Below are 19,052 nucleotides of genomic sequence, written 5' to 3'. Positions count from 1 at the left end.
GGGTTGTCAGATGAACGAGTACGATTCGACCAAAATGGCCGATCTACTCAACTCGACACACGGCTATGAACTGACCGAAGAAGCCGAACAGGCTGACCTTATCCTGCTAAACACGTGCTCGATCCGTGAAAAAGCTCAAGAAAAGGTGTTCCATCAGCTCGGACGCTGGAAGCATTTAAAACAAGCGAACCCCGACTTGTTAATTGGCGTGGGTGGTTGCGTGGCATCGCAAGAAGGTGATGCGATTCGCGCCCGTGCGCCGTTCGTCGATATTGTATTTGGTCCACAAACCTTGCACCGCTTACCCGAAATGGTAAAGCAGGTCGGTTCAGACCATCAGCCCATGATCGACATTTCATTCCCAGAAATCGAGAAGTTTGACCGCCTACCTGATCCAAAAGCCGAAGGTGCGACTGCCTTCGTCTCAATCATGGAAGGTTGCTCAAAGTACTGTTCGTTCTGCGTTGTACCTTATACGCGTGGTGAAGAAGTTAGCCGTCCTGTCGACGACGTGATCTATGAAATCGCACAGTTAGCAGAGCAAGGCGTGCGCGAAGTCAACCTCCTCGGTCAAAACGTTAATGCGTATCGAGGCGAGCATTTTGATGGTTCTGTATGTCGCTTCGCCGAGTTATTGCATCTGGTTGCGGCTATTGATGGCATTGACCGTATTCGTTACACCACCTCACACCCTGTTGAGTTTACTGACGATATTATCGAGGCCTATACGACAATTCCTGAGCTGGTCAGTCATTTACACTTACCGGTACAGAGTGGCTCGGATCGCGTGTTAACGATGATGAAGCGCGGACATACCGCGTTAGAGTACAAGTCAAAAATTCGTGCGTTGAAAAAAGCGCGTCCTGATATTGCCATGTCATCGGACTTCATTATCGGTTTTCCAGGCGAGACCGATGCCGATTTCCAAGCGACGATGGATCTCATTCAAGCCATCGACTTTGATATGAGCTTCAGTTTTATCTATAGCGCGCGCCCTGGCACACCCGCCGCCGATTTACCTGACGACGTCACTGAAGCGACTAAGAAACAACGTTTACACTTGCTTCAACAACGTCTTAACCAGCAATCGATGGCACATGCGCGACGTATGTTGGATACTGAGCAACGGATATTGGTCACCGGACCATCAAAAAAGAACCCAATGGAATTAACCGGTCGTACGGAAAACAACAGGGTTGTAAATTTCGTTGGGCAACCCCATATGATTGGTAAGTTCGTCGATGTCAAAATCACCGAAGTGTTACCTAACTCATTGAGAGGTGAGTTAATTCGTGAAGAAGCCGATATGGGCCTTCGGATTGACACCGCGCCAGAAACGATTCTGCAACGCAACAAGGCGGAAGAACCCGACCCATTAGGTGTTGCTCGAGTCGTACCTTAGTACTAGCAAAGAAGAGGATTCGATTGAGTCAACGCACCGAAACTATTGAATTTGAATTGGAGCCGACGGATTTACGTCGGCTCTCTAATCTCTGTGGCCCATTTGATGAGAATCTCAAGCATATTGAGCGCCGTTTAGGTGTGGAAATCACCCACCGCGGTCATCATTTTCGTTTAATTGGACACGCGCACACCGTTGCTGCAGTGCAGAATATTCTGCGCGACCTCTATGTCGAGACTGCCACCGTCAAAGGCCAAGAGGGTCATATCGAACCGCAGCAGGTTCATTTGGCTATTCAGCAAGCCAAAGTACTTGAGCAAGACGACACGGATCCGGCGGCGGAGAAAATGACGCATATTAAGACCAAACGAGGTCTTATCAAGCCACGCAACCATAACCAAGCGGGCTATGTGCGCTCAATTCTCGCACACGACGTGAACTTTGGTATTGGACCCGCAGGTACAGGTAAAACCTACCTTGCTGTCGCCTGTGCCGTTGACGCGCTCGAACGTCAAGAAATCCGTCGTATTTTGCTGACACGTCCAGCGGTTGAGGCTGGCGAAAAGCTGGGCTTTTTACCTGGAGACCTCGCACAAAAAGTCGATCCTTATTTACGCCCTTTATACGACGCGTTATTTGAAATGCTTGGCTTTGAGAAAGTCGAAAAGCTGATTGAACGTAATGTAATTGAAGTTGCACCCCTAGCCTACATGCGTGGGCGCACGCTCAACGACGCCTTTATTATTTTGGATGAAAGTCAAAACACCACGATGGAACAAATGAAGATGTTCCTCACCCGTATTGGTTTTAATTCTAAGGCAGTCATCACCGGCGATATTACTCAAATCGACTTACCTCGGGGACAACGTTCGGGTTTACGTCACGCGATTGAAGTCCTTAGTAAAGTGCCAGACATCAGTTTTACCTTCTTCCAAGCCGGCGACGTCGTGCGTCACCCGGTAGTACAACGGATTGTGCAAGCTTATGAAGACTTTGATTCAGGACAAGAACGCCGTGATCGTTCAAACTGACTATCAAATAGCGTGCGAGACAACTCGTGAGCTTCCCCAACAAGCCGATATTGAGCGTTGGGTGAAGGCCGCGTTACTACAGGCGGGCTATGACAATACTGAAGCGGAGTTGACGGTTCGTGTTGTTGACCCAGACGAAGGGCGCAGTCTGAATCACGAGTTTCGTGGTAAGGATTATGCGACCAATGTGTTGTCCTTTCCGTTTGTAGCACCTATTGAAATGCCAATTCCCTTACTCGGCGATTTGGTAATCTGTGCACATGTAGTTGAGCGCGAGGCGGATGAGCAACAGAAACCGCTCATGCATCACTGGACGCATATGGTGATACACGGTACTCTGCACCTTTTAGGGTACGATCACATAGAAGATGCTGAAGCCGAGCACATGGAACGCATCGAGAAAGATGCACTGGCACGGCTCGACATTCCTGATCCTTACCAAATTAATCATTAACACGGAGCAACACTCTGAATGAGCGACGACAATCCCCACTCAGCCAGCGGCTCTTCGCAGAAATCTTGGGCAGCTAAACTGTTACAGGTATTCGCTGGAGAGCCGAAAAGCCGAGAAGAACTTGTCGATTTAATTCAGGACGCCGAAGAGCGCGACCTGATCGATAACGATACCAAGGAAATGATAGAAGGCGTGCTTGATGTCGCTGAACTCAAAGTACGTGACATTATGATTCCTCGCTCGCAGATGGTGACGATTGATATTCATCAAGGCGTCGAGGAGTTTCTACCTATCGTGATCGAATCACAGCACAGTCGTTACCCCGTCGTTACCGACAATAAAGACCATGTCGAAGGGATTCTACTGGCGAAAGACTTACTCAGTTACGGCTTTAACTTTACCGACGAAAGCTTCTCCTTATCCGAGGTGATGCGACCTGCGGTGATCGTCCCTGAAAGCAAGCGCGTAGATGTGCTGCTCAAAGAGTTTCGGTCTAACCGATACCACATGGCGATTGTCGTCGATGAATATGGTGGCGTATCAGGTCTTGTTACCATCGAAGATATTTTGGAAGAAATTGTGGGTGAGATCGAAGACGAAACTGACCATAACGATGATGACAAAGCCGATATAAAACGGTTGAGTGCGTCAAAATATTCAGTCAAAGCACTGACCACGATTGAAGATTTTAACGATCACTTCAATAGTGACTTTGCAGATGATGAAATTGATACCGTTGGCGGCTTAGTGGCTCATGGTTTTGGGCACCTCCCCCAACCTGGCGAAGAGATCAACTTAGACGGCTTTACGTTTAAGGTAACCAGTGCTGATAAGCGTCGGATCCAACAACTTCAAGTCACGCCACCCGCGCTGACTCAGAGTACCGAGGAATCCCAGGGGTGATGCAAAGATTGCGTGATGCGCTTTACACTAATGGGTGGCTAAGACACATCGTGTTAATGCTGCTCGGTGCATCACTCACCTTCGCTTATTCGCCTTTCACACTCTCTTTCCTGCCGCTTGTGGTGCTACCCTGTGTAGTATTAATTATTAATCCACTCAATCCCAAGTACGCCTTTAGAGCGGGATTTTTCTTTGGCTTAGGCTGGCTGGGCGCTGGTCTTAGCTGGATATTGGTGAGTATTGATACCTATGGTGGAATGCCGCTTATTGCAGATATTGCCGTATTAGCACTCCTCATCGTCTACTTATCATTATTCCCAGGGCTTGCCTTTTATGGCTGGCGGAAACTGAGTCACAAAACAGCTTATGCGTACTTTAGTTTGGTGTTGTTCTGGTTTGTTTGCGAATGGCTAAGAGGTTGGCTATTTACTGGATTTCCATGGCTACAGCTCGGTTATACACAAACCGATGCATGGTTAGGCGGTTTAGCCTCTAGCATTGGCCAACAGGGCATTACCGCCGTACTGTGGTTTATTGCATTGTCTATCGCAGCCGCCTTAAAAGGCTCTTTACAGAGCCGTATATACACCGTGCTGTTGTTGCTGATATTTTTAATCGCCAGTTACCTATTACCTAAGCTGCAGCCACTGCATCGTACCGGTGATACGACCTCAGTGATGCTGGTGCAAGGCAATATTTCTCAAAGCCTTAAGTGGCAAGCCGATCAGCAGTGGCCCAACATGTTACGCTACCTCGATCTCACGCGCCCTAATTATCAGCATGATATTATTGTCTGGCCGGAGTCAGCTATCACAGCGCTTGAGCCGTATGCCGATGACGTACTGAGCACCATCGATCAATCGGCCGCAATGAACGGAGCCGCCCTCATATCGGGCATAATCGATTACCAAATCACCCGTGACGAATTCTATAACACCCTGATCGTGTTAGGTGATGAATCAGGAATGGATGGGTTTGATACGCCTTATCAATATGGCAGTAGCAATCGGTATCAAAAACATCATCTATTACCTATCGGGGAGTTTGTGCCGTTTGAAGACCTCCTTCGTCCTATCGCACCGCTGTTCAACTTACCGATGTCATCGTTTCAACGCGGTGAGTTTAAGCAGCCGAATTTGCTAGCCAACGGCCACCACTTAGCAGCTGCGATTTGTTACGAAATTGTGTTTTCCGATCAAGTTCGTGCGAACGTACACAACGACACCGACTACCTGATCACTGTCAGCAATGACACGTGGTTTGGTGACTCTCATGGCCCCTGGCAGCATATGCAAATCGCCCGTATGCGTGCAATGGAGCTCGGTCGCCCTCTCATCCGCTCGACCAATAACGGTGTGAGTGGCATGTCAGATGAATTCGGTCGTATTATTGCAATTGTGCCGCAATTTAAAGCAACCACGGTGTCCGCAGAGCTTCCCGTGGTACGCGGCACAACGTGGTTTCAGCGTTTAGGTAACTGGCCTGCTAGCCTGCTCGCTGGATTATCATTGCTCCCTTTAATTAGGCTATTTAATCGCACTGACCGTGGTCAGTCGCAGGAAAAATCAGTACAATAATCGTGTTAATTGGGTAAATAGGAAAAGTAGTCATGGAAAACATTCTCGATGCCATTCTCTTTGCAGTTCTGGTTGCCTCTGGTGGACTCGGCCTCACCAGCTTAGCCATGTTCTTTTTAGCAACGCCAACAGATGACACTGAAGTTCGCCAACGCCAACGTTTTGAATTTACATTCTTCGGCGTAGCTGGTTTAGTCATCATGTTTGTGATGTGGTACGCCATCAGCTAATTCGAAGGCGGCTTTGCCGCCGGACTATGCAGTAACCAATATCGGATATAAAACGACCTATGCAAGAACAATATAACCCATCCGCGATAGAACAAGCCATTCAGCAACGTTGGCAAGAAAATAAAGTGTTTGAAGTCACTGAACAGCCCGAGAAAGAGAAATTCTATTGTCTCTCGATGTTCCCATACCCAAGTGGCAAGCTCCATATGGGTCATGTACGTAACTATACGCTGGGTGATGTGGTTTCTCGCTATCAACGCATGCAAGGCAAGAATGTTCTTCAGCCGATGGGTTGGGATGCATTTGGTCTACCGGCAGAAAATGCCGCTATTCAAAATAACACCGCGCCAGCCAAGTGGACTTACCAAAACATCGAGTATATGCGTGAACAACTCAAGCGCTTAGGTTTTGGCTATGATTGGCAACGCGAAGTCGCCACTTGCTCACCCGAGTACTACCGTTGGGAGCAATGGTTCTTTACTAAGCTATATGAAAAAGGCTTGGTTTATAAAAAGAATGCCACCGTTAACTGGGATCCCGTTGACCAAACCGTGCTGGCTAACGAACAAGTGATTGATGGCCGCGGTTGGCGCAGCGGTGCTAAAGTTGAACAAAAAGAAATTCCGCAATGGTTTATCAAAATTACCGATTATGCAGATGAGTTGCTTGACGATTTAGACCAATTGGATGGTTGGCCAGAACAAGTTAAGGCGATGCAGCGTAACTGGATTGGTCGTTCTGAAGGCTTAGAAATTGAATTCAAAGTGGCCAACAGCGACCAGTCGCTGAGTGTCTACACCACCCGCCCTGACACGATTTATGGTGTTACTTACATGGGGCTAGCCGCACAGCATCCGCTCGCACGTGAAGCTGCAAAAAGTAACCCTGAACTCGCCGACTTTATCGAGCAGTGCAAAAATAGCAAAGTGGCTGAAGCAGATATCGCCACGATGGAAAAGCTCGGCATGGATACGGGGATCCGCGCGGTTCATCCAATGACCGGCGAAGAGATTCCCGTGTGGGTCGCTAACTTTGTTTTAATGGATTACGGTTCAGGTGCCGTTATGGCAGTGCCAGGTCACGATCAGCGTGATTGGGAGTTCGCGACCAAATATGAACTGCCTATCGTTCCTGTTATCGAGCCGTTTAGTGGCGAAGGTGATATTAAAGCCGCGGCGATTACCGAAAAAGGTAAAGTGATTAACTCAGGTGACTACAACGGCATGTCGTCACAGCAAGCCTTCAACGCGATTGCTGATTTGCTGGAGCAACGTGGCGTGGGTCAGCGTAGTGTGAATTACCGATTGCGCGACTGGGGTGTTTCTCGTCAACGGTACTGGGGGACACCTATCCCAATGCTGAATCTTGCCGATGGCGAATCAGTGCCCGTGCCAGAAGACCAACTACCGGTCCGCTTGCCTGAAGATGTCACAATGGACGGTGTTACATCGCCCATTAAAGCTGATCCTGAGTGGCGCAAAACAGAGTATCAAGGTCAGCCTGCCGAACATGAAACCGATACGTTCGACACCTTTATGGAGTCGTCATGGTACTACGCGCGCTATTGCAGCGCACAAACGGATGACGCCATGCTCGATCCAGAAAAAGCCAACTATTGGCTCCCAGTGGATCAGTATATCGGCGGCATTGAACACGCTATTTTGCACCTGTTGTATGCGCGTTTCTTCCACAAATTGCTACGTGATACCGGTCTCGTTGACTCCGATGAGCCGTTTAAGCGTCTGCTATGCCAAGGTATGGTATTGGCTGATAGCTTCTACCGTGAAGACGACAAAGGCGGCAAACAGTGGATTTCTCCCCTCGACGTTGATCTCGATAAAGACGACAAAGGCGCTGTAGTGTCAGCACGCCACAAAGCAGATGGTCAACCTGTCGAAATCGCGGGTATGAGCAAAATGTCAAAGTCGAAAAATAACGGTATCGACCCACAAACTATGGTCGAGCGTTACGGCGCCGATACGGTTCGTTTATTTATGATGTTTGCCGCGCCACCTGAAATGACCTTGGAGTGGTCGGATTCAGGTGTCGAAGGTGCTCAACGTTTCTTGCGTCGTGTATGGAAATTAACCTATGACTTCATCGAGGCGGGGGGCTATCATCAGAATGATGTTGAGCTCAACAAAGATCAGAAGGCACTGCGCCGCGAGCTTCACAAGACCATAGCCAAAGTGAGTGATGACATGGGTCGTCGCCAACACTTTAACACCGCAATTGCGGCAATCATGGAGCTACTTAATCACCTACAAAAGGCGCCTGTTGAGACTGAAGCCGACCGCGTCGTGATGGGTGAAGCGATTGATGCCATGATTCGTATGTTAGCACCGATTACACCGCATATTTGCGAGCATTTATGGGAGCAACTCGGTCATCAAGATAGCCTGATCGCTGCAGACTGGCCGAGTGTCGATGACAGTGCGTTGGTCGAAGAAGAAAAGCTCATTGTTGTTCAGGTCAATGGAAAAGTACGTGCCAAGCTGACCGTCGCTGCTAACGCGAGCGAAGAAGAAGTACAATCGCTCGTATTAGCCGATGAGTCTGTACAAAAATACACCGATGGTAAAACCATTCGCAAGAAGATCTATGTCCCAGGCAAAATCTTTAATATCGTGGTGAGCTAAGATGAATCCGATACAAAGGATCATGACCCTGCTATTGAGCCTGCTCTTTTTGAGCGGGCTCAACGGTTGTAGTTTCCAGTTGCGCGATAGTTATCAATTACCGACTAACCTACAGGCAGTGCGGCTCGATAGTATCGATTCGTTAGAGCTTGAAGCCAGTCTAACACAACGACTGCTCACCGCGGGTATTCAAGTAGTCGATGCCAGTACAAGCGCGTCGACCACCATCATCCGCGTGCTCTCGGATCAACTCGAACGCCGTACACTATCGTTGTTTGAAAGTGGTCAGGTGGCTGAATATGAACTGATATACCAAATTAATTATCAAGTCATCCGCGAAGGTAACATCGAGTATGACGGACAAGTCGAGGTCGCACGTGACTATCAAGACGACCCTAACTTTGCGCTAGCCAAAACACGAGAGCGTGAGTTGTTAGTGTCAGAAATGCGGGATGAGGCGACCCGTCGCTTAGTACGCCAGCTTATCTCCGAATTTTCGGACTAACCATGCAAGCTATTTTTCCTGAACAGCTCGCAAGCAGTTTGCAACAGCGCATTCCGCCTGTCATTTTGCTGTTCGGGGACGAACTTTTGCTGCAGCACGATTGCGACGAAATAATTCGTCATACCCTCAGCCAACATTTATCAAATGCTCCCGAATATCAGCGTTGGCGCGCCGATGCCGAGTTTGACTGGAGTCAATTGTCTCAGCAGCAACAATCAATGAGCCTATTTGGTAGCTTCACAGTACTCGATATCGAGTTACCGGAGGCCAAGCCAGGTAAACCCGGTTCAGATGCGTTAGTGGATTACATTAAACAGCCCAACGCTGACCAGTTGCTGATTTTAAAAGGTCCTCGGCTCAAAAAAGAACAACTCAATAGTCGCTGGTTTAAAGCGCTCGCGGCAGCGGCATTACAAGTTAAAATTTTTACTCCCAAACGTAGCCAGTTACCGCGTTTTATAATGCAACGTGCGCAACGCCATCAGCTTAAGTTGTCTCAAACCGCTGCAGAGCTCCTAAGCAATTGGTTTGAAGGCAATCTATTTGCACTCGAACAAGAATTTATTAAATGGTCGCTACTACCTAACCCGCCTCTAATAGATGAAGATCAAATCTATGAGCGCGTGGCAGATAGTAGTCAGTTTGATGTATTCGGATTACAAGACAGCATAGCTGCGCAGGATTTGAGTCAAGCTATTCATCGTTTGGAGCGGTTACTTGATAATGATGTTGAGCTCAATATTCTTAACTGGATGTTACAACGTGAAGTGCAGATTATCAGCCAATTATACCTCAACGGGCAGCATGGATTGGACAGCCAAGCCGTATTTAAACAATTTGCGGTATGGAGCTCACAGCAGCCTGCCTACTCAGCACGCGCTAACGCGCACTGCGAAAATACGATTAAGCAGATGATTGCATTAGCAGAGCGTATTGAGCGTGCGATAAAAGGGGATCGCGACGAACCGGTCGATGTTCTGCTTTATCATCTCGTTGTGTTATTGTCATCGCCCCAACTACCAGCGTCCATCATCCAACAATTAGGTGTATTTAGTCATGTTGAGAGCGATTTTTGGCGGCACGTTTGATCCCATACATCAAGGTCATTTAACGGCTGCAGCCGATCTAATCAAAGAGCTCGGCGACGTTACCGTGCACTTAATGCCTAATGCCGTTCCTCCCCATCGGCCACAACCACAAGCCAATGGTCAACATCGCCTCGCCATGATCGCCTGTGCCATTGAACAGTACCCTCAAATGCGTGCCGAGTCGTTTGAACTCAATCAACAGGGGCCTTCTTATACCGCTAAAACATTGCTGGCAATGCGCGAACTTTACCCAGACGACACACTTGCATTCGTTATGGGCATGGATTCATTACTCAGCTTTGATCAATGGTTTGAATGGCAGTCTATTCTCGCAACGGCTCATTTAATTGTATTACCACGACCCGGCTACTCGCTGGCTGAGGCTAATTCAACTATTAACCAATTGCTTCAGCAGCGAAGAGTGACCCATACGACTGAACTCAATCGCTACGCACATGGTCGTATTTATATTGCCAACACGACGCTCACTGATGTGTCATCTACAGCAGTGCGAGATGCGCTAGCTTCGGGTTCAGATACCGAGATCAGTGCTGCGGTCATGGCCTATATTAAGCGTCATCAGTTGTATTCAAGCCCATTGTGATGCTGTTTATAGCGCGATAATCTGGTACACTCTAACTTTTGTCAAAGTCGATGGGAGTAATAAAACTTGCAAGTTGAACAACTGCGCGAATTTGTCATTGATAAAGTCGATGATTTAAAGGGACGAGACATCCAAGTCCTTGATGTGCATGGCAAAACAGATGTTGCCGATTACATGATTATTTGTTCGGGCAACTCTAAGACACATGTTAAAAGTATTGCTGAATATGTTGCCACTCAGGCGAAGCACGCGGGTATTCCGCCGTTGGGCGTCGAAGGTGGTGAGCAAAGTGAGTGGGTTCTGGTCGATCTAGGTGACGTGGTTCTGCATGTAATGCAGGAGTCTATGCGCGATTTCTATCAGCTCGAGAAACTCTGGAGCCAGTAAGTGCAAATTCAAATGCTCGCCGTTGGCAATAAAATGCCAGCTTGGGTTAACAGCGGCTTTGAAGAATATCAGAAGCGATTTCCCCGTGACATGAGTCTCGATCTCATAGAGATTACACCTCAAAAGCGGGGAAAGAAGGCTGAGCTGGAAAAAATTAAAAACCAAGAAGGTGAAGCCTTATTGGCAGCTATCCCAAAGGGTAACCGCATTGTAACTCTCGAAGTGCATGGTCGGCCCTGGACAACGCCACAATTAGCCAAGCAAATGGCTGGTTGGCAAATGGATGGACGCAATGTATCGTTACTAATCGGTGGGCCAGAAGGACTGTCAGATGCGTGCTTAGCAGCGGCTGAACAGCGTTGGTCTCTCTCTCCGTTGACGCTGCCCCATCCTATTGTCCGCGTGATTGTTGCAGAAAGTTTATATCGTGCCTGGAGCCTTAATAATAACCATCCGTATCATCGGGAATAACAATAAGAAGGTAGTGAAGCTAAATGCGCACTCGCACGCCAATCAGAGACCATGATGCTGAGTCTAGTCTATTTGCTGGACGCGTGATTTTTGCGATTGTCGTCATTATCGGCTTATTCACGGTGATTCTTGGTAACCTCTATCACCTTCAAGTAGACGAATACAACGACTTACAAACGCGCTCCAATGATAATCGGATTAAATTAGTTCCCATCGCGCCCAATCGCGGCTTGATATACGATCGCAATGGCACGTTACTCGCTGAAAACCTCCCCGTTTACAGCCTAGAAGTGATTCCTGAAGAAGTCTCCGACCTCAATCAACAGGTTGCTGAAATCGCGCAGTTGTTAAATATCGAGCCGGATGCAATCGAAGACTTTGAACGCAATGTCAAAACTCAACGGCGCTTTAATCACGTAACCGTGCTCGATGAAATGAACGAGCAACAAATAGCGCGCTTTGCCGCAAAACAACACAAGTTTCCAGGCTTTTCCATTGAAGCACGATTGGTTCGCCACTATCCGTTCAACGACCTGTTAACGCACGTGGTGGGTTATGTTGCCAAGATTAATCGCCGCGACGTACAACGTCTTGATGAGCTGGGACGCTTACCTAATTATGCGGCGAGTCGTACTATCGGTAAATTGGGTATTGAAAAATACTACGAAGAACAACTTCACGGTGAGGTAGGTTACCGCAGTGTAGAAGTAAATAACCGTGGTCGCGTGGTACGTACACTAAATACTGAGCCACCACAACCGGGCTCAGATATCGTGCTTGAACTGGATATCGAACTACAACGCAAAGCGACTGAAATTTTGGGTGAAAACCGTGGGTCCATCATTTTGATGGACGCAAAGACCGGCGGTATTCTTGCCATGGCAAGCACACCCAGTTACAACCCCAATTGGTTTGTCAGCGGTATCTCAGTTGATCGCTATCGTTCATTACTTAACTCCCGACACAGTCCTTTGCTGAACCGTGCAACGCAGGGGGGCTATCCGCCCGCTTCCACCATTAAGCCACAACTTGGATTACTGGGTCTACAATCGGGTGAGATTACACCGACGACCCGTATTTGGGATCCTGGCTGGTTCGAAATTAAAGGTGTCGACCGCCGTTATCGCGACTGGCTTGCCTGGGGTCACGGCTGGGTCAATGTCAGTAAGGCGATTACCGAGAGCTGCGACACGTTTTATTACGATTTAGCACTGAAGCTCGGAGTGGATAAGATTTCGGACTTCATGCATCAGTTTGGTTTTGGCGAAAAAACTGGTATCGATATTGCGGAAGAGATCCCCGCGATTATGCCTAACAGCGGTTGGAAACGCGCTCGCTATGGCGAGCCGTGGTACGCCGGTGAGACGCTCTCGGTTGGCATCGGTCAAAGTTACTGGACTGCGACACCGATGCAGCTGGTTGCTGCAACGGGCGTGATGGCTAACTACGGTGAGTTTGTGGTACCTCGGTTACTTAAAGGTTACGGCACACTATCTGAACTGGACGCTGTCGAACCCGAATATAAACCACCCGTTGCAGTCGATAAACCAAGCTATTGGCAGGTCGTGCATGACGCCATGGTGTCCGTTACATCCGATGTACACGGCACCGCACATTCGGCATTCCGCAAAGCCCCCTATTCCTCGGCGGGTAAAACCGGTACAGCACAGGTCGTCAACTTAGGTGAAGATGAAGAATATGTTGCCGAAGAAGTCGCGGAAAAATATCGCGATAATGCAATGTATGTCGGTTATGCGCCAGCCGAGTCGCCCGAGGTCGTTATCGCTGTCGCGATTGAAAACGTGGTCGGTGGCGGCGGCAGTATCGCTGCACCAGCCGCGCGCAGGCTGCTAGACACCTGGCATAAGCGCTATCATCCAGAGCAATATGAGGAGGTCGAAAGTGCTAACGACTGAAGAACGTCAGCGTCACCCGTTGCTCAAGAAGCTACACTTGGATGGTCCTTTATTGCTGGGCTTACTGACCCTCTGCGTTGCCAGCCTGTTTATTGTCTACTCAGCCAGTGGGCAAAACATGGATATGGTGATTCGACAAGCTATTCGGATCGGTGCCGCGCTAGCGACTCTATTTGTGGTAGCCCAGCTTCCACCACGATTCTATGAGCGTATCTCGCCGCTGATTTACGGATTAGGTGTGTTGCTACTCATCGCTGTATTACTCGTTGGCGAAGTGGGCAAAGGTGCTCAGCGTTGGCTTGACCTGGGTCCAGTAACGATTCAACCCTCCGAAATCATGAAGTTAGCGATGCCGCTCATGATTGCATGGTTTATCAATCAACGCGCATTACCGCCACGTTTTCTGCGTATTCTTGCAGCGCTAACACTCGTTTTGCTACCAACGCTATTAATTGCAAAGCAGCCTGACTTGGGTACCTCATTACTGGTTGCTAGCGCAGGACTCTTTGTTATCTTTTTTGCTGGTCTCAGTTGGCGTCTTATCGTATTCGCTGTAATGCTGGTATTGGCTTTTCTGCCCGTCCTGTGGATCTATCTAATGCACGACTATCAACGTCAGCGGGTACTTACTTTTTTAAATCCAGAACTCGATCCGCTGGGCTCGGGTTACCATATTATACAGTCGAAAATAGCCATTGGCTCAGGCGGTATCGATGGGAAAGGTTGGCTGCAAGGCACACAGTCACAACTCGAGTTTTTGCCTGAGCGTCACACCGATTTTATTTTCTCAGTCATTAGTGAAGAATTCGGTCTCATTGGTGTCACACTGTTATTGGCGCTTTATACCTTCATTATTATTCGCGGCTTAATCATTGCATTACGGACTCAAGATATGTTCGGTAAGTTGCTAGCCGCCTCCCTAACGCTCACGTTTTTTGTGTATGTTTTTGTAAATATTGGTATGGTCTCTGGATTACTTCCAGTGGTCGGGGTACCGTTACCTTTGATTAGTTACGGAGGCACATCGATGGTGACTTTGATGGCAGGCTTTGGGATTATTATGTCGGCCGCAACCCATCATCGCCTTATTATCCGAGACGGTTATCAATAATAATAACTAAGGTGTAGTATGATTAAATCAGCGATAATGACCTCAGCCCTTCTTTGGACAGCTTTCAGCGCGCCTTTAGCCGACGCTCAAACTCAGTCAACCGATGCCGAAGCACAGCAACGTATCGATACGTTTATTAGCCAGCAAAGCAAAGAGCTCGGTATTGAGCAGCAACAACTCAAACAATGGTTAGCGCAAGCTAATGTTAATGAAGATGTTTTAGCCGCGATTCAAAGACCTTGGGAAGCTAAACCTTGGTATCAGTATTATCCGATTTTTCTCACTGATAAACGCCGCGCAGCAGGTGTTCGTTTTTGGCAAGCACATCAGGATGAGCTAGAGCGTGCAGCACAGCAATTTGGTGTTCCCGAACGTATCATTGTTGCGATTATCGGTATTGAGACCTTTTATGGTGAATACCTAGGAAAATACTCAGTCTTGGATACCCTATATACCCTTGGCTTTTACTATCCACCACGGAGTTCATTCTTCTCGTCAGAGCTCGCTGAGTATTTTAGTCTCGCAGCAGAACAAGGTTGGGATATTACCCAGCCCGTCGGTTCTTATGCTGGCGCTATGGGCTATGGTCAGTTTATTTCATCGAGTTACCGCCATTATGCGGTCGACTTCGACGGCGACGGCAAGCGCGACTTAATTAACAACACCACTGACGCGATTGGTAGCGTGGCAAATTATTTTGCCGAGCACCGCTGGCAAGCGGGTGCACCAGTCGCCTACCAGCCCAAGCAAGACCAAGACTGGGCGGCAGTTGCCTCCAAAGGCATGAAACCCGATACCACGATTGCTCAATTGCGCGATCAAGGCTATCAAATTGATAAACAATACGCGGACGACCTGGCGGTTAAAGTACTCGCTTTTGAAACCGAAAAAGGTCAAGAATATTGGCTGGGATTTGACAATTTTTATAGCATCACGCGCTACAACCACAGCCCACTCTACGCAATGGTGGCCTATCAACTGAGCGAACAAATTGCATCAGCCTATGAAAACAGTGATGACTAAAACGACCTGTAGTTTAGGTGTCTTACTCACCAGCTTAACGGCGTTGTTACTCGGCTGCACTTCGCAGCCTTCAGGCCGCTATCAGCAAGCACATGATAGCGCGCCTACTCGTATGCCCACCGCAGCTGAATTACAAAGCGCGACGCCGATTCAAGAACCGTTAAGCAGACAGGGTAATCAAGACTATCAAGTTAACGGAGTCTTTTACGATGTCATGGATACTGCCAAAGGATACTCAGAGCGTGGTATTGCATCCTGGTACGGCAATAAATTTCATGGCCACCTGACCTCAAATGGCGAATATTACGACATGTATAGCATGACCGCTGCGCATACTCGTTTGCCACTGCCCACGTACGTGCGGGTCACCAATTTAGATAATCAAAAGCACGTGATCGTGCGCGTCAATGATCGCGGTCCGTTTCACTCTGAGCGCTTGATTGACCTTTCCTTTGCTGCCGCCTATAAGTTGGACATGATAGGTAACGGCACGGCACCCGTCAAAGTCGAGGCGATCGAGTTTTTATCCCCAGCCGTCGAACATCGTTATTATGTGCAGCTATTCGCCAGTGAAGATGCCGAGAAAATCGCGTCATTACGGGAACAATTACCCGAAAGTTGGCAGTCCCATGCAACTACTCAGTCAAAAGAGAGTCTACATAAGTTACTTTTAGGGCCCCTGCCTCAGGTTGAAGCCAATAAATGGCTGCAGCAAGTGAGAACGGAAGGTTTTCCTAACGCATTTAGAGTTAAAATTACCGCGAATACCGCGGAAGCAACTGACTCGAACCGTCAAAATTGATATAATCCACACTACAAAAGATGTTAAAGCGATAACCATGAAGATAGCTAACAAGATGATAAAACCACTCGTTACACTCGTTGCTGTGTTTTCCTTTGGTGTTGCAAGTGCTCAGTCGCTTGTGCCAAACCCACCCCAGGTCAATGCTAAAGCGTATATTCTTATTGATCATAAAACAGGTAAAGTACTTGCCGAGGGGAACGCCGATGAGAGCTTGCCGCCTGCAAGTCTGACCAAGATGATGACGAGCTATATTATCGGTAAGGAAATCCAAGCCGGTCGTATTAGCAATTCAGATATGGTCACCGTCAGCGAAAATGCTTGGGCAAAAAACTTCCCAGAATCATCAAAGATGTTCATCGAAGTCGGTACCGAAGTCAGCGTATCCGACCTAAATCACGGCATCATTATTTCATCAGGTAACGATGCGTGCGTAGCGATGGCTGAATACATTGCCGGCAGTGAAGGTGCTTTTGCTGACTTGATGAATACTTATGCGCAAGAAATCGGCATGACTCATAGCCACTTCGCTAACAGCCACGGTTTGCCCGATCCAGAACAATATGTATCGGCACGCGATATGAGCAAGTTAGCCAGCGCGTTAATTAATGAGACGCCAGAAGAGTATGAAATATACGCGCAAAAGTCTTATACTTACAACAACATCAAGCAATATAACCGTAATGCCCTGCTGTGGGATCGGAGCATGAATGTCGATGGCATCAAGACCGGTCATACCAGTGAAGCAGGTTATAGTTTGGTCACCTCAGCGGTTGAGGGCGATACCCGACTTATTTCAGTGGTTATCGGCACGAGCAGCGAACAAGCGCGTAAGATTGAAAGCAAGAAATTGCTTAACTACGGCTTCCGCTACTATGAAACCGTCACTGCTTATGAAGCCGGTGAAAGTTTCGTATCTCAGCGCATCTGGGGCGGCGATAACGATCAAGTTGAGTTAGGTATCAGCGAGGATGTTGTTATCACACTACCGCGTGGCCAACGCGACAAATTAAAAGCTAACTTCGAACTCAACCAAGAGTTAGAGGCACCATTGCAGAAAGGTGAGCATGTCGGCACCGTTTACCTTCAACTTGAAGGCGAAGATGTCGCATCGTTCCCGCTCGTTACTTTACAAAGTGTCGAGGAAGGCGGTTTCTTCAAACGCGCAATGGACTATATTAAACGTAAGTTCTCTGAGGAATAAGCAGGCAATATGCAAAAAACACGTTTTGATCAGCTAGTCGACTTTCCATGTCACTTTACGTTTAAAGTGATGGGCGTGGCCACTGCTACGCTTCCTGATCAAGTCGTTGAAGTATTACAGCAGCACGCACCGGGGGATTATAGTCCCTCGGTGAAGCCGAGTAGTAAAGGTAATTACCATTCTGTGTCGGTGTCTGTCCGTGTCGAGAGCCAAGAACATATCGAAACCCTCTATCGTTCGCTCGCCGACATCGATGATGTCCGCTATGTGCTATAACTGCTCGTAATAAAGCAACGCTAGCCGCCACAATCGCATCTCGTTATAATAGGCCGATGATGGATAAAATTATTATTCGCGACTTAGGTCGTCAGGCATATGAGCCTATCTGGCGTGCCATGCAATCATTCACCGACACACGCGATGACTCGACGCCCGATGAGCTTTGGATTGTCGAGCACTCACCGGTGTTTACGCAAGGTCAAGCAGGTAAAGAAGAGCACTTACTTGCCCCAGGTGATATCCCAGTCGTTCCTGTCGATCGGGGTGGACAAGTGACCTACCACGGTCCCGGGCAGCTGGTGGTTTATTTTATGCTTAATATTCGACGCTTGAGCTTAGGTGTTCGTCAGCTCGTAAACGAGATCGAGAATACCATTGTCGACGTATTGAAAGATTACGATATTGAAGCCGCACCGCGCCGCGACGCGCCGGGTGTTTACGTGAATGGCGATAAAGTCTGTTCGCTCGGTTTACGGATTCGTAAAGGCTGCTCCTTTCACGGTTTGGCGCTAAACGTCAATATGGATATGGAGCCCTTCAGCCGTATCAACCCATGTGGGTTGACCGGCATTAAAATGATTCAAACGGCGGACTTAGGCGGTCCGCAAAGCTTCGATGAAGCAGCAGAGAGGGTAACGCAACGCTTTATTAGTCGCGTTGGCTACCGAAATACTCAATCGGAAACAGGACTTGCAGAAGCTTATGTCAAAGCCAGTTAGAGTGGAACCCGGCGTCAAAATGCGCGATGCCGATAAAATGGCCCTTATTCCTGTTCAGATCGTTCCGACTGAACGCGATCAGATGTTGCGCAAACCTTCGTGGTTGAAGGTTAAGCTACCTTCCAACACACAGCGTATCGACGAAATCAAACAAGCTATGCGCAGTCACGGTTTGCACTCAGTATGTGAGGAGGCGTCGTGCCCTAATCTACCTGAGTGTTTTAATCACGGTACAGCGAGCTTTATGATCCTAGGCGATATCTGTACGCGCCGCTGCCCCTTCTGCGACGTTGCCCATGGGCGTCCGTTGCCACCTGATCCAGAAGAGGCGGTGAAACTCGGCAAGACCATCCATGACATGGGCGTGAAATATGTGGTTATTACCTCCGTTGATCGCGATGATTTACGTGATGGTGGTGCGCAACACTTCGCCGATTGTGTCCGCGAAATCCGTAAATACACTCCGGAAATTCAGGTCGAGATTTTGGTGCCTGACTTCCGCGGACGTATGAAAGTGGCGTTAGATATTTTATCGGACGAGGCACCGGATGTATTCAACCACAACTTAGAGACAGTGCCGCGTTTATATAAAGCTGCGCGTCCCGGTGCAAACTACCAGTGGTCACTGGATTTGCTGAAGAAATACAAGGAAGCACGTCCGGATGTGCGTACTAAGTCGGGTCTCATGGTTGGCTTAGGTGAAACTA

At 48.3% G+C, this 19,052-nt stretch carries 20 protein-coding genes; all 20 read left to right on the top strand.

Translation table 11 applies throughout. The features are described 5' to 3' along the window. Positions 1-1,402: tRNA (N6-isopentenyl adenosine(37)-C2)-methylthiotransferase MiaB (gene miaB / locus B2X00_RS05035; RefSeq protein WP_290486373.1), on the top strand; the 1,402-nt coding region annotated here is incomplete at its 5' end. A gap of 23 nt (positions 1,403-1,425) precedes the next feature. Further along, positions 1,426-2,433: a PhoH family protein gene (locus B2X00_RS05030; RefSeq protein WP_290486372.1), complete on the top strand. Its 1,008-nt coding sequence runs from the start codon at positions 1,426-1,428 to the stop codon at positions 2,431-2,433. Next, positions 2,387-2,887: an rRNA maturation RNase YbeY gene (gene ybeY, locus B2X00_RS05025; RefSeq protein ID WP_290486371.1), complete on the top strand. Its 501-nt coding sequence runs from the start codon at positions 2,387-2,389 to the stop codon at positions 2,885-2,887. Before B2X00_RS05030 ends, ybeY begins: the two co-directional genes overlap by 47 nt. An 18-nt stretch (positions 2,888-2,905) precedes the next feature. After that, positions 2,906-3,790 (top strand): CNNM family magnesium/cobalt transport protein CorC, encoded by an 885-nt coding sequence (gene corC, locus B2X00_RS05020; RefSeq protein WP_290486370.1) that lies wholly within the window; start codon positions 2,906-2,908, stop codon positions 3,788-3,790. Further along, positions 3,790-5,367 carry an apolipoprotein N-acyltransferase gene (gene lnt / locus B2X00_RS05015; RefSeq protein WP_290486376.1) on the top strand — a complete coding sequence of 526 codons (1,578 nt, stop codon included), beginning with the start codon at positions 3,790-3,792 and terminating at the stop codon, positions 5,365-5,367. Before corC ends, lnt begins: the two co-directional genes overlap by 1 nt. Before the next feature lie 32 nt (positions 5,368-5,399). After that, positions 5,400-5,597 (top strand): hypothetical protein, encoded by a 198-nt coding sequence (locus B2X00_RS05010; RefSeq protein ID WP_006955175.1) that lies wholly within the window; start codon positions 5,400-5,402, stop codon positions 5,595-5,597. Between the two features lie 59 nt (positions 5,598-5,656). Continuing rightward, on the top strand, positions 5,657-8,236 hold the full coding sequence (gene leuS, locus B2X00_RS05005; protein ID WP_290486369.1) for a leucine--tRNA ligase: 2,580 nt from the start codon (positions 5,657-5,659) through the stop codon (positions 8,234-8,236). Position 8,237: 1 nt separating this feature from the next. After that, positions 8,238-8,741 carry an LPS assembly lipoprotein LptE gene (lptE, locus tag B2X00_RS05000; RefSeq protein WP_290486368.1) on the top strand — a complete coding sequence of 168 codons (504 nt, stop codon included), beginning with the start codon at positions 8,238-8,240 and terminating at the stop codon, positions 8,739-8,741. 2 nt (positions 8,742-8,743) lie between these two features. Continuing rightward, on the top strand, positions 8,744-9,829 hold the full coding sequence (holA, locus tag B2X00_RS04995; protein ID WP_290486367.1) for a DNA polymerase III subunit delta: 1,086 nt from the start codon (positions 8,744-8,746) through the stop codon (positions 9,827-9,829). Beyond that, positions 9,798-10,433, top strand: a complete 636-nt coding sequence (nadD, locus tag B2X00_RS04990; protein ID WP_290486366.1) for a nicotinate-nucleotide adenylyltransferase — start codon at positions 9,798-9,800, stop codon at positions 10,431-10,433. The genes holA and nadD overlap by 32 nt, the downstream gene beginning before the upstream one ends. Before the next feature lie 66 nt (positions 10,434-10,499). Further along, on the top strand, positions 10,500-10,820 hold the full coding sequence (gene rsfS / locus B2X00_RS04985) for a ribosome silencing factor (protein WP_071463573.1): 321 nt from the start codon (positions 10,500-10,502) through the stop codon (positions 10,818-10,820). Beyond that, entirely contained in the window at positions 10,821-11,291 is a 471-nt protein-coding gene (gene rlmH / locus B2X00_RS04980; protein ID WP_290486365.1) for a 23S rRNA (pseudouridine(1915)-N(3))-methyltransferase RlmH, read from the top strand. It abuts the gene before it with no gap. Positions 11,292-11,314: 23 nt separating this feature from the next. Beyond that, a complete protein-coding gene (gene mrdA, locus B2X00_RS04975; protein ID WP_290486364.1) occupies positions 11,315-13,207 on the top strand; it encodes a penicillin-binding protein 2 in 1,893 nt (630 codons plus the stop codon). Beyond that, a complete protein-coding gene (rodA, locus tag B2X00_RS04970) occupies positions 13,194-14,318 on the top strand; it encodes a rod shape-determining protein RodA (protein ID WP_290486363.1) in 1,125 nt (374 codons plus the stop codon). The genes mrdA and rodA overlap by 14 nt, the downstream gene beginning before the upstream one ends. An 18-nt stretch (positions 14,319-14,336) precedes the next feature. Next, on the top strand, positions 14,337-15,341 hold the full coding sequence (mltB, locus tag B2X00_RS04965; RefSeq protein WP_290486362.1) for a lytic murein transglycosylase B: 1,005 nt from the start codon (positions 14,337-14,339) through the stop codon (positions 15,339-15,341). After that, positions 15,322-16,143, top strand: a complete 822-nt coding sequence (locus tag B2X00_RS04960) for a septal ring lytic transglycosylase RlpA family protein (protein ID WP_290486361.1) — start codon at positions 15,322-15,324, stop codon at positions 16,141-16,143. Before mltB ends, B2X00_RS04960 begins: the two co-directional genes overlap by 20 nt. 37 nt (positions 16,144-16,180) lie before the next feature. Further along, a complete protein-coding gene (locus B2X00_RS04955) occupies positions 16,181-17,347 on the top strand; it encodes a D-alanyl-D-alanine carboxypeptidase family protein (protein WP_290486360.1) in 1,167 nt (388 codons plus the stop codon). A 9-nt stretch (positions 17,348-17,356) separates the two neighbouring features. Then, positions 17,357-17,623 (top strand): DUF493 family protein YbeD, encoded by a 267-nt coding sequence (ybeD, locus tag B2X00_RS04950; RefSeq protein WP_071463568.1) that lies wholly within the window; start codon positions 17,357-17,359, stop codon positions 17,621-17,623. A 56-nt stretch (positions 17,624-17,679) separates the two neighbouring features. Then, entirely contained in the window at positions 17,680-18,345 is a 666-nt protein-coding gene (gene lipB / locus B2X00_RS04945) for a lipoyl(octanoyl) transferase LipB (protein ID WP_071463567.1), read from the top strand. Further along, positions 18,329-19,052, top strand: a 724-nt coding sequence (gene lipA / locus B2X00_RS04940; protein ID WP_290486359.1) for a lipoyl synthase, incomplete at its 3' end; no start/stop codon positions are given. The genes lipB and lipA, both read left to right, overlap by 17 nt.

It is taken from the genome of Idiomarina sp. UBA3162 (assembly GCF_002364475.1).
Classification (GTDB): domain Bacteria; phylum Pseudomonadota; class Gammaproteobacteria; order Enterobacterales; family Alteromonadaceae; genus Idiomarina.
The sequence above is the reverse complement of the archived record's forward strand: the minus strand, read 5'-3'. Positions and strand labels throughout refer to the sequence as shown.